At 52.6% G+C, this 18,875-nt stretch carries 19 protein-coding genes; 6 read left to right on the forward strand and 13 right to left on the reverse strand.

Annotated features, from left to right (window positions below):
- Positions 1-10: 10 nt before the first annotated feature.
- The 3 genes from VRZ32_RS03115 to VRZ32_RS03125 form a co-directional block, all read right to left on the reverse strand.
- Positions 11-955 (reverse strand): DnaJ C-terminal domain-containing protein, encoded by a 945-nt coding sequence (locus VRZ32_RS03115; protein ID WP_414524084.1) that lies wholly within the window; start codon positions 953-955, stop codon positions 11-13.
- The gene (locus tag VRZ32_RS03120) at positions 955-1,170 is read right to left on the reverse strand and encodes a hypothetical protein (RefSeq protein ID WP_414524086.1); all 216 of its coding nucleotides are present in this window, start codon (positions 1,168-1,170) and stop codon (positions 955-957) included. Before VRZ32_RS03120 ends, VRZ32_RS03115 begins: the two co-directional genes overlap by 1 nt.
- Before the next feature lie 127 nt (positions 1,171-1,297).
- A complete protein-coding gene (locus VRZ32_RS03125) occupies positions 1,298-1,654 on the reverse strand; it encodes an RT0821/Lpp0805 family surface protein (RefSeq protein WP_414524088.1) in 357 nt (118 codons plus the stop codon).
- A gap of 205 nt (positions 1,655-1,859) precedes the next feature.
- On the opposite strand from VRZ32_RS03125, the gene pdxH reads away from it, so the two are divergent.
- Together pdxH and typA are read left to right on the forward strand one after the other, a co-directional pair.
- Positions 1,860-2,504: a pyridoxamine 5'-phosphate oxidase gene (gene pdxH / locus VRZ32_RS03130; RefSeq protein WP_414524090.1), complete on the forward strand. Its 645-nt coding sequence runs from the start codon at positions 1,860-1,862 to the stop codon at positions 2,502-2,504.
- A 277-nt stretch (positions 2,505-2,781) separates the two neighbouring features.
- Complete coding sequence (gene typA / locus VRZ32_RS03135; RefSeq protein ID WP_414524092.1) at positions 2,782-4,605, forward strand: translational GTPase TypA; 1,824 nt, start codon at positions 2,782-2,784, stop codon at positions 4,603-4,605.
- 163 nt (positions 4,606-4,768) lie between these two features.
- Here typA and cysK read toward each other — a convergent pair whose 3' ends face one another.
- The 6 genes from cysK to ubiE all read right to left on the reverse strand — a co-directional run bounded on the left by cysK (position 4,769) and on the right by ubiE (position 10,662).
- Positions 4,769-5,746 (reverse strand): cysteine synthase A, encoded by a 978-nt coding sequence (gene cysK, locus VRZ32_RS03140; protein ID WP_414524094.1) that lies wholly within the window; start codon positions 5,744-5,746, stop codon positions 4,769-4,771.
- A 65-nt stretch (positions 5,747-5,811) separates the two neighbouring features.
- On the reverse strand, positions 5,812-6,264 hold the full coding sequence (locus VRZ32_RS03145; RefSeq protein ID WP_414524096.1) for an RrF2 family transcriptional regulator: 453 nt from the start codon (positions 6,262-6,264) through the stop codon (positions 5,812-5,814).
- Between the two features lie 282 nt (positions 6,265-6,546).
- Positions 6,547-6,999, reverse strand: coding sequence for a dUTP diphosphatase (dut, locus tag VRZ32_RS03150; RefSeq protein ID WP_414524099.1), 453 nt, complete (start codon positions 6,997-6,999; stop codon positions 6,547-6,549).
- Entirely contained in the window at positions 6,999-8,300 is a 1,302-nt protein-coding gene (gene coaBC / locus VRZ32_RS03155) for a bifunctional phosphopantothenoylcysteine decarboxylase/phosphopantothenate--cysteine ligase CoaBC (protein ID WP_414524101.1), read from the reverse strand. Before coaBC ends, dut begins: the two co-directional genes overlap by 1 nt.
- 45 nt (positions 8,301-8,345) lie before the next feature.
- Positions 8,346-9,902, reverse strand: coding sequence for a 2-polyprenylphenol 6-hydroxylase (gene ubiB / locus VRZ32_RS03160; protein WP_414524103.1), 1,557 nt, complete (start codon positions 9,900-9,902; stop codon positions 8,346-8,348).
- 7 nt (positions 9,903-9,909) lie between these two features.
- Positions 9,910-10,662: a bifunctional demethylmenaquinone methyltransferase/2-methoxy-6-polyprenyl-1,4-benzoquinol methylase UbiE gene (ubiE, locus tag VRZ32_RS03165; protein WP_414524105.1), complete on the reverse strand. Its 753-nt coding sequence runs from the start codon at positions 10,660-10,662 to the stop codon at positions 9,910-9,912.
- 206 nt (positions 10,663-10,868) lie between these two features.
- Between ubiE and mutM the strand changes: the two genes are divergently transcribed.
- Together mutM and VRZ32_RS03175 are read left to right on the forward strand one after the other, a co-directional pair.
- Positions 10,869-11,750 (forward strand): bifunctional DNA-formamidopyrimidine glycosylase/DNA-(apurinic or apyrimidinic site) lyase, encoded by an 882-nt coding sequence (mutM, locus tag VRZ32_RS03170; RefSeq protein WP_414524107.1) that lies wholly within the window; start codon positions 10,869-10,871, stop codon positions 11,748-11,750.
- Between the two features lie 166 nt (positions 11,751-11,916).
- Positions 11,917-12,210, forward strand: a complete 294-nt coding sequence (locus tag VRZ32_RS03175) for a KGG domain-containing protein (protein WP_414525018.1) — start codon at positions 11,917-11,919, stop codon at positions 12,208-12,210.
- A gap of 22 nt (positions 12,211-12,232) precedes the next feature.
- Here VRZ32_RS03175 and VRZ32_RS03180 read toward each other — a convergent pair whose 3' ends face one another.
- Both VRZ32_RS03180 and VRZ32_RS03185 read right to left on the reverse strand, forming a co-directional pair.
- On the reverse strand, positions 12,233-13,489 hold the full coding sequence (locus tag VRZ32_RS03180; RefSeq protein ID WP_414524109.1) for a sensor histidine kinase: 1,257 nt from the start codon (positions 13,487-13,489) through the stop codon (positions 12,233-12,235).
- Between the two features lie 426 nt (positions 13,490-13,915).
- Positions 13,916-15,316, reverse strand: coding sequence for a cation diffusion facilitator family transporter (locus VRZ32_RS03185; RefSeq protein ID WP_414524111.1), 1,401 nt, complete (start codon positions 15,314-15,316; stop codon positions 13,916-13,918).
- A 247-nt stretch (positions 15,317-15,563) separates the two neighbouring features.
- On the opposite strand from VRZ32_RS03185, the gene VRZ32_RS03190 reads away from it, so the two are divergent.
- A complete protein-coding gene (locus VRZ32_RS03190; protein WP_414524114.1) occupies positions 15,564-16,004 on the forward strand; it encodes a VOC family protein in 441 nt (146 codons plus the stop codon).
- A gap of 15 nt (positions 16,005-16,019) precedes the next feature.
- Here the strand turns inward: VRZ32_RS03190 and VRZ32_RS03195 are convergent, their stop codons facing one another.
- A complete protein-coding gene (locus VRZ32_RS03195; RefSeq protein ID WP_414524116.1) occupies positions 16,020-16,241 on the reverse strand; it encodes a hypothetical protein in 222 nt (73 codons plus the stop codon).
- Between the two features lie 422 nt (positions 16,242-16,663).
- Between VRZ32_RS03195 and VRZ32_RS03200 the strand changes: the two genes are divergently transcribed.
- Complete coding sequence (locus tag VRZ32_RS03200; RefSeq protein ID WP_414524118.1) at positions 16,664-17,713, forward strand: aldose epimerase family protein; 1,050 nt, start codon at positions 16,664-16,666, stop codon at positions 17,711-17,713.
- Positions 17,714-17,754: 41 nt separating this feature from the next.
- Here VRZ32_RS03200 and VRZ32_RS03205 read toward each other — a convergent pair whose 3' ends face one another.
- A complete protein-coding gene (locus tag VRZ32_RS03205) occupies positions 17,755-18,804 on the reverse strand; it encodes a threonine aldolase family protein (protein WP_414524120.1) in 1,050 nt (349 codons plus the stop codon).
- Positions 18,805-18,875 lie beyond the last annotated feature (71 nt).

Here is an 18,875-nt window from a genome sequence, read left to right on the forward strand (position 1 = left end):
TAGACCATAATCAGGCACCCGCTGCATCACGTCGCTTGCGCATCAATGTCTCAAGTTCAACATCAGGCGCTTTTGGCAACTGGACATCCAGTGTCACAATCAAATCGCCATTACCATCTTTGCTAGGCAAACCTTTGCCACGTAAGCGAAAATTCTTCCCGGTACTTGAATAGGGCGGGATATTCATAGACACAGTCCCCGACAAAGTGGGCACATGCACACTGGCACCTAGAACCGCGTCTTCCAAAGATATGGGCAGCCGCGAACGCAAAGTTTGGCCATCAACTGTAAAGTCACGATGCGGCGCAAAATGCACTGTCAACAGCGCATCACCCGATTCGCCGCCGAATGGACTGGGATCACCAAGGCCGCGCAAGCGAATCGTTTGCCCATCTTTTACGCCTGTTGGCAGCGTAACCTCGACTTCCCGCCCAGTAGGAAGCTCAACACGGCACTTACCACCACTAACGATCTGCTCTAGTGTGACGCGAATTTCCGCTTCAACATCCTGCCCCCGAGGCCGTTCTCGCGTGGTGCGTTGACTGCGCGCCTGAGGTCCAGCGCCAGCACCGGACGAACCACGGCGCATTGCATCACCAAAAAGGTCAGAGAAAATATCGCCAGGGTCAAAACCACTTGAGCGCCCCCCTCCTCCAAACGGGCCACCGCCGGTGTAACGAAAACCATCAAAGCCACCGCCACCTGCACGCCCACCAAAGCCAGAGGCGCGAGGCTTGCCGTCAGCATCGATCTCACCCCGATCAAACTGGCCGCGCTTATCTTTATCACCGAGGATTTCATAGGCCGTATTGAGCTCGGCGAACCTGTCCTTGGCCTTTGGATCATCCTTATTGCGATCAGGATGCCATGTCTTGGCCAAGCGACGAAACGCCTTTTTAACTTCGGCTTCATCCGCAGTTTTCGAAACGCCCAAAATCTCATAAGGGTTGCGCATCAATCCACTCCAACCGCGATCCCGGACGCCTGTAAGGCTCTTGCCTCAACAAGAACGCACCGAATAATCACACCGTCAACAACCTCAGCACTCAACGGGGATACCGCTTCGATGACTCTTCCGACGATTATCTGGCCCATATGATAGCAATGTTGCAAAATAGCAACATGGATAAAACTGAAATCATCATCATGTTTTAGCGTGATTGCGCGCATCTAAAGCAATTCAAGCATAAATAATGCGGCATATCAAAGTGTTAGATGCTATATGCGCAGCTTGGAACAGGCACTTGGCGCAGCAATATGCCTGTGGAATATCAGTTAAGGTTTCCAATCCCATTGATCAGATAGGTGATGCATCCAGCGCAGTCCACTGCCCATCGGCTAACCGGCAAGCGGAACCCGTGAGCTTATCAGATTGCCCTTGATAATTTAGCGTAGCATTGAACTTACGGCAAACGAGATCATTCTTCAGAAAAGGTTTTCCCAAGGCTACAAAATCTCCACGAATGCCAGTCCGTGGATTTGCCCACGGCGCGGTTTCGCCAGAGCCTAGTGGATCAAGCGCGGTACCTAGCGCCATACTTGCGAAACTCCAATCATCGGGCGTCAATTCTGATGAAAGCTTTTGCCCCTCATCATCAGCCACTGACTGGGTAACGAGTTTATCGTTGCCGCTAAACATGTCTCCAACAGGCATAGCAATACTGCAACCAGCAACGGCGATACTGCACAGCACAGTTATGACGAACCGAGTGGTTCGTTCGGATGCTTGCGCCAGCCGAATGGAAGATGAGCGCGACAAAGCGCGCAATTCGCGTTGCACGATAACTCTGTGCATAATCGATGACAGCTTCATCATGCCCCTATCTGTGATACGCAAAAAATAACGCGATAAAACGAATATGAACGGGAGTATTAAAACCTTGCAGACCTTAACGAGCAGTAACTTTTCTGAAAATAACGACCCTTTTGGGCTTTTTTCAGACTGGTTGGCGGATGCAGAAGCCGCGGAAATTAATGACCCAAATGGCATGGCGCTCGCAACTGTCGATGCTGATGGCCTGCCTGACGTGCGTATGGTTCTTCTAAAATCTTATGATCCGCAAGGCTTTGTGTTCTTTACTAACGAAGAAAGCGCAAAAGGTCGCCAATTGGCAGAGGTAGCCAAAGCAGGATTATTGTTCCACTGGAAGAGCCTTCGCCGCCAGGTACGTATACGAGGTCTCGTGGAGTGGGTTAGCGAGGAGGAATCTGATGCTTATTATGCATCACGCCCTCGCGGAAGCCGAATCGGTGCATGGGCTTCACAACAATCTCGTCCTTTGGAAAGTCGCTTTGCACTGGAAAAAGCTGTTGCCGGTTATACTGCCAAATATAGCGTAGGCTACATACCTCGTCCGCCTTATTGGCATGGCTACCGCGTTCTTCCGCTCTCCATAGAATTTTGGCATGACCGACCTTTCCGCTTGCACGAGCGCATAAAATTCACGCGAAACACAGTGGATGCAAAGAACTCAGCGTGGGAGAAGACACGACTGTATCCCTAAAGTCCGGTAATGCTTTTAAGCTGGCACTCTGATGCTTTCAGCCATAAAATGCGCACCGAATCGATAAAAATCGCGGCAATTTCGGTCAGGGAGATTGCCGTTTGTCGCGATTCGTCATATATGCAGCGCTGTAAAGCCACTTGGCGGGTCGGGTCCGGGGGCTGATCATACGAAATCGTCAGCTGCTTGCGATGACATCATCTTGTCATGATGCAATGCCAATTGGCCTTATCACATTCAGTTCAACCGCGCGCGACCAGCGCGGTCAGGGAAACCCATGAAGCTGCGCAACATCGCGATTATCGCCCACGTCGACCACGGCAAGACCACGCTCGTGGACAAACTCCTCCAGCAATCGGGCGCGTTCCGAGACAACCAGCGCGTTGCCGAACGCGTTATGGACTCGGGCGACATCGAAAAAGAGCGTGGTATTACCATTCTGGCCAAGGCGACGTCTGTTATGTGGGGTGATACCCGCATCAATATCGTCGACACTCCCGGCCACGCCGATTTTGGTGGTGAGGTTGAGCGCATCCTGAGCATGGTCGATGGCGCAATCGTGCTTGTCGACGCTGCTGAAGGCCCAATGCCGCAGACAAAATTCGTTGTCTCGAAGGCACTCAAGATCGGTCTGCGTCCAATTGTTGCGGTCAACAAGGTTGATCGTTCAGATGCTCGCGTGCAAGAAGTGGTCAACGAAGTATTTGATCTTTTCGCAGCACTTGATGCAACTGATGAACAGCTCGACTTCCCTATTCTGTACGGCTCAGGTCGTGACGGTTGGATGTCATTGAATCAGGATGGCCCGAAGGAAGAAGGCCTTGCACCTCTTTTTGATCTCGTTCTGAAGCATGTTCCGCCGGCAAAGGTTGAAGAAGGCGGTTTCCGTATGCTCGGAACTCTGCTTGAGGCAAACCCGTTCTTGGGCCGCATCATCACCGGTCGTATTTCGTCCGGCTCGGTAAAGCCAAACCAGACAATCAAGGTGCTGGATCGCGACGGTAACGTTGTTGATCAGGGCCGCGTCTCCAAGATTCTTGCTTTCCGCGGCATTGAGCGTCAACCAATTGAGGTGGGTGAAGCGGGCGATATCGTTTCGATCGCTGGCTTGACCAAGGGCAGTGTTGCCGACACCTTCTGCGCTCTTGAAGTTGAAGAGCCTATCCTGGCACAGCCTATTGATCCACCAACTGTTACGATGTCGTTCCTTGTAAACGACTCGCCGCTTGCTGGTACTGAAGGCGACAAGGTCACGAGCCGCATGATCCGCGACCGCCTGTTCCGCGAAGCAGAGGGCAACGTCACGCTTAAGATCGAAGAATCCGGTGATAAGGACTCGTTCTTTGTGTCCGGTCGTGGTGAGTTGCAGCTCGCTATTCTGATCGAGACCATGCGTCGCGAAGGCTTTGAGCTTGCTGTGTCACGTCCGCGCGTTGTGTTCAGCCGCGACGAGGCTGGCAACCTGATGGAGCCGATTGAAGAAGTCGTCATCGACGTTGATGAAGAGTATTCCGGCGCTGTTGTGCAGAAGATGTCAGAGCGTCGCGCTGACATGATTGAGATGCGCCCATCCGGTGGTAATCGCCAACGTCTGCTGTTCCATGCGCCCACGCGTGGTCTGATTGGCTATCAGTCAGAACTGCTCACGGACACGCGCGGCACGGCGATCATGAACCGTCTGTTCCACGAGTACGCACCTTACAAGGGCGAGATTGCTGGCCGTCGTAACGGCGTGATGATCTCGAACGACCAGGGTGAAGCTGTGGCTTATGCGCTGTGGAACCTTGAAGATCGCGGCCCGATGATGATCGAGCCCGGCTGGAAGGTTTACACTGGCATGATCATCGGCGAGCATAATCGCGAGAACGATCTTGAAGTAAACGTTCTTAAGGGCAAGAAGCTCACCAACATCCGCACCACGTCAAAGGATGAGGCTGTGCGTCTGACGCCGCCAATCCGCATGACGCTAGAGCGCTCGCTGGCCTGGATTCAGGACGACGAGCTTGTGGAAGTGACGCCAAAGTCCATCCGTATCCGCAAGACGCACCTCGATCCGAACGAGCGTAAGCGCGCTGAGCGTTCGAAGGAATCCGCAGCCTGATCATTCAGGTTGTGTGCTGAATAAGAAAAACGCGGGAGGCATATGCTTCCCGCGTTTTTTTATGTCTCTACTAAAAATGATTATTAGCCAAAGGCACCTAGTTTAAATTTCCTGGAGCAATGTTCCAATCAATGCTGATTGAAAATTGCTCCAGACATAAACGTTACAGCCCCTCGAACAACGCCGTCGATAGATAGCGCTCAGCAAATGATGGGATGATGATGACAATGTTTTTGCCCGCATACTCCGGCCGCGCACCGATCTCTAGTGCGGCCGCAATGGCTGCCCCGGATGATATGCCAACAGGTACACCTTCTGTGCGCGCAAGCAGCCGGGCGTTGTCAAACGCTGTCTGATTACCCACGGTCACCACTTCATCGATCACTGAACGATCAAGGATTGGCGGCACGAAGCCAGGGCCAATGCCTTGGATTTTGTGTGGGCCAGGTGCCCCGCCTGATAGAACAGGTGAATCTTCGGGCTCCACCGCAACGATGCGTACAGAAGGATTGCGTTCTTTCAGCACACGCCCGACACCCGTTATTGTGCCGCCAGTGCCAACGCCCGATATCAGTACATCAACATGGCCATCGGTATCGTTCCAAATCTCCTCCGCAGTTGTGCGGCGGTGGATATCTGGATTAGCCGGGTTGGCAAACTGCTGCGGAATGACAGAATCTGGAATAGCCGCCTGCAATTCTTCAGCGCGCGCAATCGCACCTTTCATACCAGCCGCGCCGGGAGTGAGCTCAAGCTCTGCGCCCAGCAATGCCAACATTTTACGCCGCTCGATCGACATGGTCTCTGGCATTACAATAATAAGGCGATAGCCACGTGCCGCAGCGACGAACGCCAACGCAATACCTGTATTACCAGAGGTTGGCTCGATCAGCGTGCCGCCTGGCTTCAGCACTCCTTGTGCTTCAAGCGCATCCACCATCGCCACGCCAATACGATCCTTGACGCTCGAAATGGGATTGAAGAACTCAAGCTTGGCAAGCAAGTTGGCCTTAACGCCCTTTTCAGCCGCCAGCCGATTGAGCTGCACGAGGGGCGTATCGCCAATGGTCTCGGTAATAGAACCGTAAACCCGCCCCCTGCCTGGCTTCTTTGCGCTTTGTGCTTTATCTGCTGCAGCCATTTGTCTATCTCCTGTTACGGTTCATAGGGCAGTCTGCATTCCGATTTCAAAGCGGAATCAGGTGCCTAGATAGTGAAATCTCCGGCCAGGGTCGGCGCATTAACGTTCGCCGTCTTTTCCGCATTGCGACAGAGATCCTCGACGCTCACTTGATCAAGCCTGCTGAGAAAAGCTTCTGATGCCTCCCTCACGACGGGGCCAATCACCTGCTCTACCAAAATTGAATCGGGCGCGGGAGGTAAGCTATCATCCGTCGAGGCTACCATTGCAGCACGCACGATATCACCCGCGCTGATACGCCTGCGTTCACGCGCTAGCTCATATCCACCACGCGGACCGCGCACACCTTTCAAAATGCCCGAGCGCACAAGCTGCTGCAATACAGTTTCAAGATGACGAGGTGGGAGATGATGGCGTGCTGCGAGAAATTTTGCCGCAACAGGAGTCGGGCGCGCATGTATAGCGACATCGACCACAGCTGCAATGGCAAGCAGGCTTCGCCGGGATAACAGATACATCGACTATCCTTGCTTATTGGCTCATTAAATTACAGCGCCGAGGCTACGGCTAACGGCCTCTACCTTACAAGAAAGAGACCCATCCAACTTACGTGTCAATTTACCGTATAAATTGGGAAATAAAAGCCTTTTCCGTAATTTTTCTGTGCGAATACAGCAGCGATGTATCGCCAAAGTAAATTTTAAATCAAATGAGCCCTTTGAACAGCGAGGAATGTTAGCGTTCCACGCAAATCCATTCCAAGCGCTACGCGAAGGGCCAAATAGCTACAAAGTTAAAGCTCACACTCCGGTTGAGCCAAATCCGCCCGCCCCGCGCGCGGTATCATCAAGACTTGCAACGCTCTCAATTCGCACGCGGAGCACAGGGGCAACAATCAGCTGCGCAATACGCAAACCGCGCGTTACAGTGAAAGGCTCATCGCTTGTGTTATAAAGAATAATACCAACTTCCCCGCGATAGTCAGAATCTACTGTACCGGGAGTATTGAGCACGGTGATGCCGTTTTTCAATGCAAGCCCGGAGCGCGGGCGCACTTGCCCTTCTGTGCCATCCGGCAATGCGATGATCAGCCCCGTCGGCACCATGGCACGCTGGCGCGGTGCGATGACAATCGGCGCATTATCGGGCACTGCCGCCGCGAGATCGAGCCCGGCAGCCGCATCACTGGCATAAGCCGGTACAGGAAGTCCTTCAGCGTGCGGCAATTGCACGATACGCAGGGTTTGGGTCATCAAACATCACCTTTCAGAAATTCGCCTATGCACATAATTAATCGCCGCGCGACTTGTGTTTTATCCATGGTTGGCCAGCTTTCCATGCCATCCGCTTTCAGCAGATGCACTGTATTACGCTCACCCCCCATCACGTTCATTCCCTTGCCGACATCATTAGCAACGATCCAGTCACAGCCCTTACGAGCAAGCTTTGTCTTGGCGTTATCAAGCACGGCATTTGTTTCTGCCGCAAACCCTACGACAAGCCTTGGACGCGGCGAGCCTTTGGCAACGGTCGCCAGAATGTCGGGATTTTCGATAAGCGACAACTGCGGCACTGGTCCTGCGCCCTTCTTGATTTTAGCGTCAGCCTCATCAGCAGCCCGCCAATCAGCGACAGCGGCAGCGAAAATAGCTGCATCAACAGGCAGATTTTCCAGCACCACCGCCAACATCTCACGCGCTGTCGTCACGTGCCGCACAGTCACCCCTTCAGGATCGGGCAAATCAACAGGTCCGGAGACGAGGATCACTTCAGCCCCCGCCTGTGCCGCAGCCCGCGCAATGGCATGTCCCTGCTTCCCTGATGAGCGATTTGCGATATAGCGCACCGGATCAATCGGCTCATGAGTGGGCCCAGATGTCACCAGAACGCGCTTGCCAGCAAGCGGTAGCAACGTGATCTGCTTCTCTTCCTGCTCAAGATCGCGAGAGAGCAACAATGGCGAGGGAGTGAGCAGAGCCTCAATCGCTGCAAGGATTTCATGTGGTTCCGACATGCGCCCAAGGCCGGCTTCGCCCCGCTCTGCCATCGCACCAATATTGGGGCCAACGAAATGGATGCCGTCCCCCTGCAGTGTTTCGACATTGCGCTGTGTAGCGACATGCGACCACATGCGTGGGTTCATCGCCGGGGCAACCAGCACGGGTTTGTCGGTGGCCAACAACGCTGTTGAAGCGAGATCATCCGCCTGCCCTGTCGCCATCTTGGCAAGCAGATCGGCAGTCGCAGGTGCGACCACAAGCAAATCAGCCGAACGTGAGAGCGCGATATGGCCAATATCTGCCTCATCCGTTAGCGAGAACAGATCGTTAAACGCCCGCTCACCCGATAAGCTCGACACAGCCAAAGGCGTCACAAACTCACCGGCCGCCTTCGTCATGATGGCGCGTACAGCAAAGCCGCGATCCTTCGCGCGGCGGATCAGCTCAAGCACCTTATATGCCGCAATCCCACCGCCGATGATGATCAACAAGCTCTTGCCAGCAAATGGACGGCTGCCATCAGGCGTGCTGTCATTAGGCGGGTTGAGGTTCATGTTGCGCTCCCCATTCATTTTTATTTTAGGCGCTGACAGAAAGGCTTAAAACAACCCGATAAGCAGCAACGATGCAATCACCCACAAGGCAATTGTTGCACCACGGTTGCCACGCGCTTCCGCCCGGCCGATTGATTCCGTACTTGCCGGCGACAAAGTAACGCCGTTTATAGTCATATCCTCAAGCTGCGCGAACATACGTTCCCCGCGCGAGAGCAGCCCCGGCAATCGGCATAGCAATCCCCCGATATCCTTTGTGCTGCGTCCAGCATCAGCAAGAATACCCAACGGGCCAAGATTCTGCTCAATCCACTCACGCACCACAGGTTCTGCAGTGCCCCACATATCGAGATGCGGATCAAGCTTGCGCGCAACGCCCTCAACGACAACCATCGTCTTTTGCAACATCACGAGCTCGGTGCGCGTTTCCATATCAAACAATGCTGTCACTTCAAACAATAACGTGAGCAGCTTCGCCATTGAGATTTGATCGGCCCGCCGATTATGGATCGGTTCGCCTATCGCACGAATGGCCTGGGCAAAATCCGCCACGGAATGGTACGCGGGCACGTAGCCTGCGTCGAAATGCACCTGTGCTGTGCGGGTATAATCACGGGTGATAAAACCAAGCAGAATTTCCGCCAGGAAACGACGTTCGGGACGTCCCAATCGGCCCATGATGCCGCAATCAACCGCAACAAGACGGCCCTGTTGATCGACGAACAGGTTACCCGGATGCATATCCGCATGGAAAAAACCATCACGCAGCGCATGCCGCAGGAAGGACTGGATCACCGTGCGTCCCAACGCCACACGGTCGTGACCAGCGGCCTCAATAGCTGGAATATCCGACAGCGGAATGCCATGCACCCACTCGCTGGTCATGACATCACGACCGGTCGTATCCCAATCAACACGTGGCACACGGAATTCAGCATCGTCACGGGTATTCTCGCCCATTTCCGAGAGTGCTGCCGCTTCCAGCCGAAGATCCATCTCCATGGTGACGGAACGCGCCAGGGTTTCAACCACCTCGATTGGGCGTAGACGGCGTGTATCAGGAAGCAGACGATGCACAACACCCGCTGCAAAACGCATAGAGCTGAGATCGCGCGCAAACCGCTCACGCACACCTGGGCGCAGAACCTTCACGGCAACGGTTTCTCCGCCATCGGGCAGGCGCGCCTTGTGTACCTGTGCAATGGATGCAGCTGCTATTGGTGGGCCAAAGTCGGCGAATAGAACGTCAATCCTGGCATCAAACGAAGCTTCGATAATCTGCACCGCTTTCGCCTGTGCGAAAGGTGGCATTTTATCCTGTAGCGCTTCAAGATCACGTGCTGCACGGGCACCGACGACATCGGGACGCGTAGCCAGGAACTGCCCAAGCTTCACATAAGAAGGACCAAGACGCACAAACGCCGCAGCGAGACGCTCTGCCCCAGCGCCCGCCTTGCGACGTTCAATCAATCGTCCCAATCGAATAACGAAGCGCGCCATTGGCGGCAGTTGCGAAGTATCAACAAGGCTTAATGCCCCTTCGCGCGCCAATACAAAACCTACGCGCGTAAGGCGCGCTACATGGAACAGACCGCTGATCATGCCGCGCTCACAATTTCCAGCCAGAGTGGATGGCAACGATGCCACCACTAAGCGGGCGATATGTAGCGCGCGCAAAGCCTGCCTGCGTTATCATGTCGGCAAAGGCATCAGGAGGCGGGAATTTGCGGATGGATTCCACCAGATAGCGATAAGGCTCGCCGTCGCCCGTCACCAACTTGCCAAGCCCCGGAATGGCTTTGAATGAGTAGGTTTCATAAAGCGTATCGAGCAAAGGCACATCAACCTTGCTGAATTCCAGGCACAGAAAACGCCCGCCCCGCTTCAATACCCTGTAAGCCTCCCGTAATGCAGCCGGAATATCCGGTACATTACGGATACCGAAGGCGATTGTGTAAGCATCATATGTTTTGTCAGGCAGCGGTAGCTTTTCCGCATTGCCTTGTACGAAACGAAGCTGGCTCTGGTACTTTTCCTTCGCCCGCCCACGACCGACACGCAGCATTTCGCCATTGATATCGAGAATGGTCACCTGCGTCTTGGCACCACCGGCATCAAGAACCCTAAAGCCTATATCGCCCGTACCTCCGGCCACATCGAGATGGTTGAACGGATGCTCATGCGGTGGGCGCAGCATGGAGATCAGCGCATCTTTCCACAAGCGGTGCATGCCAGCAGACATAACGTCGTTCATCACGTCATAGCGATCGGCGACCTTGTGAAACACATCATCCACAAGCCCCTGCTTTTCAGCCAGCGGCACATCGGTGAAACCGAAATGAGTTGTCGTGTCGCTTGTCATCGTATCATCCTGCCAGCCATTCCAACGCTTACGGTGATAAACCGGTTGCGCTTGGGATCCCCTATCATCCGCAATGTGAGATCAGAGATTCTCGCCCATTTTTGCGGACCATAGCGAATGCAGCGCCGCTTCGCTATCTTCAAGTAGGTATCTTCGGGTATCTTATGCTGCAAAGAACATCATTTTGAGAAAGCTTACCCTGCACCATGCCTGAGCTACCCGAAGTTGAAACCGTGCGTCGTGGCCTTGAACCTGTGATGACAGGCGCGCGCTTTGTGCGTGTCGAGCAGCGGCGCGCCAATCTGCGCTTCCCATTTCCTGATAATTTTTCACAACGCCTTGAAGGGCGCGCCATTAACGCGCTGTCTCGGCGGGCAAAATATCTTATTGCAGAAATCAACGGTGAAGACCTGCTTGTGATGCATCTGGGCATGAGCGGCAGGTTTCTCATTGAAACAAACACGAATGCCACAAGCCCCGGCCAGTTCCATGCTTCCATAGGGAATAATGCAACCCATGACCATGTGGTGTTTCACCTCTCCAATGACGTCCGCATCACATATAATGATACGCGTCGTTTTGGCTTTATGGCGCTGGTGCCAGCCAATGAACGTGAGACGCATCCTATTTTGCGCAACATCGGCATAGAACCGCTGGGTAACGCGCTGGATGCTGAGGTGCTCGCACGCCTTTTCAAAGATAAGCGCGCGCCGCTGAAGGCCGCTTTACTGGATCAGCGTCTTATTGCAGGGCTTGGTAATATTTATGTCTGTGAAGCCCTGCATCGCTCAGGCCTATCGCCAAAGCGGGCAGCTGGCAGCATTGTTACCGGAGCAGGAAAGGCAAGCGAAGAGGCACATAAGCTCACACGAGCTATTCGTGATGTCTTGCAGGAAGCAATTGCTGCTGGCGGTTCAACATTACGTGATTACGCACAAACAGATGGTTCATTGGGTTACTTTCAGCATACATTTCGCGTTTACGACCGCGAAAACGCTCCTTGCCCGTCTCCCGGATGCACAGGACTTGTTACCCGCATTATTCAATCAGGACGTTCGACCTTCTTTTGCTCATCTTGCCAGCATTAAAGGAACCGATTAGCTGATGAAGACAGGTGACATCTCAAGAAGTGTATCGGAATTAATATTCCTCTAGGGAACTCCCATACTGCCTGCGCGTTCCCCAATTGAGTGCGTAATGCATGAAAAGTTATGCGAGGGTCCTATGGCTAATATGAATGACACCACAGGCAAAATGCCATCAAACAAGTCCAGCGCCAGCAAAGCGATTGCCGCCAAATCGACATCTACACGTGGTTTTGCGTCAATGGATAGAGAAAAACAACGTGCCATTGCTTCCAAAGGGGGGCAGAGCGTTCCGGATGAAAAACGAAGCTTTTCTCAAAACCGGGAGTTGGCTGCAGAGGCTGGGCGAAAAGGCGGACGCAGTGTACCTGATGAGAAACGCAGTTTTTCGCAAAACCCAGCTCTTGCAGCTGAAGCAGGCAGAAAAGGCGGACAAACACCTCACGGAGGACGGGAAAAGTAATGATGTGTCTAAAATTGATAACTTAGCGAGCTAACGCCTTACGCGAAATGCGTATGGTTGTGCAAAGTCCCTCTGAAAGCCATTCGAAACTAACATTACCGCCAAGCTGGCCAGCTACGGTACGTCTTATAAGGTTTGAACCAAAGCCAAGTGTGAGAGGTGGCGCTTCAATGGGAGGGCCTTCATGCTCCTGCCAGACAAGGATGCATGTATCTCCTTCTATATGCCAATTAATGTTTACATGCCCCACCGCTGAAGACAAAGCTCCGTACTTTGCAGCATTTGTTGCTAATTCATGCAGTATCAATCCTAGGGCTGTTAGCCCACCTTGTCCGATGGGGATTTCCGCCGCCTCCAAATCTGCAGGCTCTTGAAGGATAAGCCGGCCTTCATCTTCGCCGTAAGGGGCGGCAATGACATTCACTAAAGCACGCAACTGACAAGCAAAAGCGGCAGCGGCAGGCGAATCCGCCTTTATTTCTCCACCATGCGCCTTATGTATTATCGACTGCGCTCTCCCAAGGGCCTCAAGGCGACCACGCACACTTACGGCTAACTCTTCAGGTGTTTTCGCTGTGCGCGCTGAAGCTGTAACCAATCCGCCTGCAACCGTCAAAATATTACTTATGCGATGTCGCATTTCGCGTGTCAGTGTCTCCTGCACGACTAAAGCCTGTTTTAGCGCGCGTGTGTCACGGATCATTTTCAGCGCAATACCGGCAAAACTTGCCAGCTCGGTCAAGATGCTTGCATCCCCCTTGTCGAAACGCCGATCCTTATCATGAGATATAACCCAAAGCGCCCCAAGTGGCTCATTGCCACCAATAAAAATAGGCACCAGTAATGCTTCATAGCTGATAATGTCAGGCATCGCGTAGGATGAGAAAAACTGCTCGGGATATGCAATCAATACAGGACCACCCTCATCAATGCATACGCCGCATGGGCTTGCATGACGCGGAGTGGTGCGCCCGATAAAGGGAGAACAGGCACCTGTCAGGTAATGCCAGCGAAAAACATCACCTTCAGCCGCATCGGGCTCATGCAAACTGATACCAGCAGAGCATGCATTGCTGACCCGCATGGCAACCTGCACCAGGTAAGGCAAAAAAGAATCTGGCCGTTCCAGCATCTGCCTTGCCAAATCTTGCAGCGCATGCGTCTCTTCTTGCGGGTCGAGCCGCCGTGGCTGCCGCACCGCAAGTTCATTCGTGATGATTGCACCAATGCGGGGAGTATCACCGGGATGAGAAGATGACGCATCGTTATCTGTATGCACCGAAACTCCTTTCCATCTAATGGCTTACAGAGAATGTAAACCGCAGATGATCCTACTATATCTGCAAATGACATTATGAGTGATATAAGGAGCAAACTTATTATAACGTTTAAGTTGTGCCTGGTTATTCCAACTCTATGTTACGACGAAGTCAAGTGCTGTTATATCGACCTTAAGATATGAAGTATTGCTTAGCCATTCAGCAAAATCAATAACATATTGATTTATAAGTCATTTTGAATAAACATTAAAATCAATTTTAGGTTAAAGCCCAAACTCGATAATAAAAAAAACGCCCATGAGTTACCTATCGGATTATTATATTTTGGGTGAAAGCAAAAAATGCAACCATTGATTGTATGGCGATGTCCTGGTTCTAACCTGAATTGGGCATGAGAGTGCCAAATTATAGCAACTCCTTGATCCTTAAGCTTCAAGACGTGCGGGTTCGGCATGCCCAACCACCCGAGCGATATGAGGGATTTCCTGGCGCAAGAGACGCTCCAACGCATCAACCTCTGCGTGAACATGCGCAATATCCAATAATGGATCAGCGCGGCAATGATAGTTCACAACGTAGCCGCATGAGGTTTCTCGTACGCGCACCTGATGAATGTCGTGGATATCGTGCGTATCCGCAGCCCAGACACTCAATGCTGCTTTTACCAACGACAAGATATCATCAGATGCATCCTGCCCAACCAGCGGGTCAATCTCTAAAGGCTCGATATGGGTTTCCACTTCTGTGTCAGAACCAAATTCTTCCCGCAATGCATCCTCAAGACGCGTAGCTGCTATATGGGCATGCCCCAATTTTGTACGGCCATCAATTTCAAGATCAAGACTAATAGACAGACGCCCATTCACGTTCTGCACCGTCACATGATGTACTGGCAGATGATTTTTATGGGCAATAAGATTAATGCGCTCCTGTATCGTCTCGGAGTCGAGCTGCACTGGACTTGCTGTAACGGTAAACTCCGAACGCGGGAGATCCAACGCTATAGCCTGCGCCACACGATCACGGATTGCCGATACCCGTTCCAGTGGCAAGGTCCGCGAGACATCAACCTCCACCTCCCCCATGACGATCGAGCCAGCAGGGCGCACGCGCACTCGGCCAACACTTGCCACACCTGGCACACTGTCTGCCACCGCTTGTACACGCTCGGCCAGCCCTTTTGGCGCTGTATCGAGCAGATTTGCAATGGTGCGTCGTGCTAAACCAAAGCCCGCAAATGCAATATAAACAGAGACGCCAATCGCGATGAGTGCATCCGCAGCTTGATAACCAAGTGCTGCAAGCCCAAGCGCGATCAGCACGAAGATCGAATTTATAAGATCGGTCGAGAAATGAAGCGCATCTGCCTCAAGTGCTTCACTGTTAGTTTCGCGAGCAACTTTTTTCAACGTCCACCACCGCCAGGCATCGACCGCAATGGCAACGGCAAGTATGCCGCCAGCCGTCCAGCTAGGCTCCACATAATGCGCACCACTGGACAAACGACGAATACCCTCAAATGCAACAACGCCCGAGAGCAAAAACAAAAACGCCGTCTCGGCTAAAGCTGACATCGACTCAAATTTGCCATGTCCATAATGATGTTGATCGTCAGCAGGCTTATGCGCCTCCCGCACCGCAAGCCACGTTAGCGTGGTTGCTCCAACATCAAGCAAACTATTGGCGGCATCAGACAGCAGCGCCAGCGATCCAGTCGAAAATCCTGCGATAGCCTTGGCGATCGTCAACAGCGCACTGACAAGGATGGAAACCAGCGCCACCTTTTCCTTACGCCTGTTTGCCTCTGCATCATGACTATTATTCATAACTTGCACCATCAACTCCCGCTGGTGTTTAGCATAATGCACCGGACCCGATGGCCTATAGCGTATTCAGAAAAAACGGGCACCACTTTTTAGGTCGAAAACGCATCAACTTGATATGCCAGAGCATCTTGCGCGATTCAACGAATTGCGAAATGCTCCAGACAAACAGGGCATCGCAGCGCGAGAAGATCGCGGGATGCGCACCCATATATCAAGTGTTCAAATCCATTAATGAAGGAACAAGCGCATGCGCTACGTTCACACCATGGTCCGCGTACGCAATCTCGATGCTGCGCTGGATTTTTACGTCCACAAGCTCGGCCTTGTCGAAACCCGCCGCACCGAGAATGAGTTTGGCCGTTATACGCTTGTGTTCCTGGCCGCACCTGCGGATGTCGATTCCGTTCGCGAAAGACGCGCACCAGAACTCGAACTCACCTGGAACTGGGATGATGAAGCCTATACAGGTGGCCGAAACTTTGGCCATTTGGCTTATCGTGTAGAAAACATATACGCATTTTGCGAGCGATTGGCGAAGGCAGGCGTTACTATCAACCGCCCCCCACGTGATGGTCACATGGCCTTTATACGTTCACCAGACGGCATATCCATCGAAATCCTTCAGGAGGGCGAAGCCCTGCCTCCCCAGGAACCATGGAGCAGTCTGCCCAATATCGGCACCTGGTAATGAACGATAAGCGGCTTAGTGAGCGGCGAAAGGATCGCTTTCTGGCGTGATCAGAGGCGTGGTACGCGGCTGACGATAAACAATTGATGCCTGCTCTGGTGGTGGTTTACCGATGCCACGCTTACTGGTTTTCTGACGTGGTGATGCGCATCCCGCAACGGCCATCACCACCAATGCCACAATCAGAACCGGCAGACTGCGGCGCAAATGCTTTGGTTTCACTGCAAGCATGTTCAACCCATACCTCATCCAGAAGATTTCCAATCGGTGCAATAACGGCATCAATGGGAAATGCATCAACACGATACATAAGAGAGAGCTGCTATCCGCCAGCGTGACGGGAAATTAGAAGCTCAATCTCTCTCATGAACGACTCTTTATCTGAAAAGATGGTTAACTCTCTACTCCGACTAACAATGCCCTTCAAGCCCCCACGCCTGCCTGCACACAGATAGCCGACTAATAGGTTGCAGTGCATCGATATATCATCAGTTTATGAGATCACTAACAAAGTTTTCGGCCGCCAAGAGACGCGGATTTTGCAACCCCTTATTTAGGGGGTGAGTGATGATTCTTGTTTCCCTCCTTGGGGCCAATGTGCCTATAAGGAAAAAAGCCATCGCTTCAGCGAGGCGACATAATGATGATAGGGAGCCCAAATGAGTATCAGCCAGTTTGGCGAGATTGATGGTCAGCGCGTTGATGAAATTACTATTCGCGCCCCAGGTTCAGGGATCGAAGCGAGCGTCATCACTTGGGGTGCGGTCATTCGTGATTTGAAAGTGCTGATGCCTGATGGAAGCTACCAAAGGGTGGTGCTTGGTTTAAATAGCCTTTCCGACTATCGAGAGCATTCACCGCATATGGGCGCAATTGCAGGGCGCGTCGCTAATCGCATCGCTAATGGGCGTTTCTCTATCGATAAAAATACATACGAGCTCACACGTAATCAGGCCGATCGACACACGTTGCATGGCGGCAATGGTTTTGGCCGCAAACTATGGCAACTGGCGGCTTATGACTCCTCGAGCGTCACCCTCACCCTTACCTCACCACATGGCGACAATGGGTTTCCAGGTACTGTTCACGCCACCTGTATATATCGCCTGCTTGATCCCGGTGTGCTTCGCGTTGAACTAACGGCAAATAGCGACAAGCCCACCCCCATCAATCTTGCCCACCATTCCTATTTCAATCTCGATGGTGAAGCGACAATCTTTAGCCATCGTCTCAGTGTTGACGCTGATTTCTATACGCCAACAGATTCCGATCTTATTCCAACTGGCGAAATTCGATCGGTCTGCGGCACACCGAACGACTTCCGCGCGCATCGCACCATCCGCTTCCCCGATGCTCAAACGGGCGCGCCAGTGCATTATGATATCAACTTCGTGCTGCGGCGCGACAGGCTGGAATGCTCAGGCATTGAGGATTTACCGTTAGCTCATGCAGCGTCGTTTTCTTCGCACGTTAACAATCTGATGCTGGATGTCTGGACCACCGAGAATGGTTTACAGGTTTATGACGGTGGCAAGCTGAACGTACCAGTACCTGGCCTCGACGGGGTGCTTTATGGGGCTGGTGCTGGCCTTTGCCTTGAAGCGCAGAACTTCCCTGATGCAATCAACCGGCCACACTTTCCCAATTCCGTGGTGCGCCCGGGAGATGATTATGAGCAGGTGACCGAGTATCGTTTCACCAAGGCATAAGCACCTCAAAGCCACAATGGGGTTTTCGAGAACTGGCCATATCAGCTGATGATATCTGCAAGCCTGTCCACTTCATCTTCTGTGGTAGAGAAACTCGTGACGAAGCGGGCGAATACCTCGCCCTCTTCCACATAATCCATCTCTGAACGTGGCGGATTCCAGTCGTAGAAGATGACCCCTTTGTCCTGAAGGGCATCATAGACGGATTTTTGCATGATGCTAAAAACTTCATTGGTTTGGGGCTGCCACGCAAGTCGCATCTTTGTTGAACCTTGAATGCGCGCTGCCAAACGTTGCGCCATTGCGTTAGCGTGGGTTGCCAACTCAAGCCAGAGGTTGTTTTCAAGATAAGCATCAAACTGCGCTGCAATAAATCGCGTCTTGGAAAAAAGCTGCGCTGCCCGTTTGCGGATATAGGGAAGATCCTTTGCTTGTGTGGGGTCCATGAATACCAGCGCCTCTGCGCACCAGCATCCATTCTTCGTGCCACCGAACGAAACAATATCGACACCGCGACGCCACGTCATATCAGCTGGCGATATCCCTAACGACACCAACGCATTGGAAAACCGTGCCCCATCCATATGGAGCGGCAACCCGCGCGCGCGGCAAATAGCTGCGATTTCGTCGATATGCCCCGGTTCATAAACCGTCCCAACTTCAGTCGCCTGCGTAATGGTGACAGCCATAGGCTGCCCTGCGTGAATAAACGCTGGATGGAAACGATTGAGCTCACGCGTTAATTTATCTGGATCAATACGCCCAAGCTTGCCATCAACAGGATGCAAACGCGCGCCACCGGTAAAGTATTCCGGCGCCCCGCACTCATCCTCAATAACATGCGCCTCCCGGTGGCAAAGTGAAACACCACCGGGGCGGTTCACACTAGCTAGCGCCAATGAATTGGCTGCGGTACCGGTGCCCACAAAAAACACGGCAACCTCACGCTCAAATAATTCATTGAAACGTTGCTCAACTTTCTTATCAAGCGCGCTTGCCCCATAGGCTGCAGCAAAGCCAGCAGCATGTATTGTGAGACTCTCAGCAATTTTAGGATGGGCGCCAGCCCAATTATCGGATGCAAAAAACACTTCCGTATTCTCCTTCAAACTGCCCCATCACCATTTCCAGGGAATGAATTAATAATACTCGCATTTCATGC

Source organism: Pseudochelatococcus sp. G4_1912 (assembly GCF_047501465.1).
Classification (GTDB): Bacteria; Pseudomonadota; Alphaproteobacteria; order Rhizobiales; family Beijerinckiaceae; genus Pseudochelatococcus.

Coding starts and splice junctions, on each gene's coding strand:
- VRZ32_RS03175 (WP_414525018.1), top strand. CDS start 11,917: ATGCCATCAAACAAGTCCAGCGCCAGCAAAGCGATTGCCGCCAAATCG.
- mutM (WP_414524107.1), top strand. CDS start 10,869: ATGCCTGAGCTACCCGAAGTTGAAACCGTGCGTCGTGGCCTTGAACCT.
- cysK (WP_414524094.1), bottom strand. CDS start 5,746: ATGGCTGCAGCAGATAAAGCACAAAGCGCAAAGAAGCCAGGCAGGGGG.
- VRZ32_RS03115 (WP_414524084.1), bottom strand. CDS start 955: ATGCGCAACCCTTATGAGATTTTGGGCGTTTCGAAAACTGCGGATGAA.
- VRZ32_RS03190 (WP_414524114.1), top strand. CDS start 15,564: ATGCGCTACGTTCACACCATGGTCCGCGTACGCAATCTCGATGCTGCG.
- ubiE (WP_414524105.1), bottom strand. CDS start 10,662: ATGACAAGCGACACGACAACTCATTTCGGTTTCACCGATGTGCCGCTG.
- pdxH (WP_414524090.1), top strand. CDS start 1,860: ATGAACGGGAGTATTAAAACCTTGCAGACCTTAACGAGCAGTAACTTT.
- VRZ32_RS03185 (WP_414524111.1), bottom strand. CDS start 15,316: ATGAATAATAGTCATGATGCAGAGGCAAACAGGCGTAAGGAAAAGGTG.
- VRZ32_RS03120 (WP_414524086.1), bottom strand. CDS start 1,170: ATGCGCGCAATCACGCTAAAACATGATGATGATTTCAGTTTTATCCAT.
- coaBC (WP_414524101.1), bottom strand. CDS start 8,300: ATGAACCTCAACCCGCCTAATGACAGCACGCCTGATGGCAGCCGTCCA.
- dut (WP_414524099.1), bottom strand. CDS start 6,999: ATGACCCAAACCCTGCGTATCGTGCAATTGCCGCACGCTGAAGGACTT.
- VRZ32_RS03200 (WP_414524118.1), top strand. CDS start 16,664: ATGAGTATCAGCCAGTTTGGCGAGATTGATGGTCAGCGCGTTGATGAA.
- ubiB (WP_414524103.1), bottom strand. CDS start 9,902: ATGATCAGCGGTCTGTTCCATGTAGCGCGCCTTACGCGCGTAGGTTTT.
- typA (WP_414524092.1), top strand. CDS start 2,782: ATGAAGCTGCGCAACATCGCGATTATCGCCCACGTCGACCACGGCAAG.
- VRZ32_RS03145 (WP_414524096.1), bottom strand. CDS start 6,264: ATGTATCTGTTATCCCGGCGAAGCCTGCTTGCCATTGCAGCTGTGGTC.
- VRZ32_RS03125 (WP_414524088.1), bottom strand. CDS start 1,654: ATGCCTGTTGGAGACATGTTTAGCGGCAACGATAAACTCGTTACCCAG.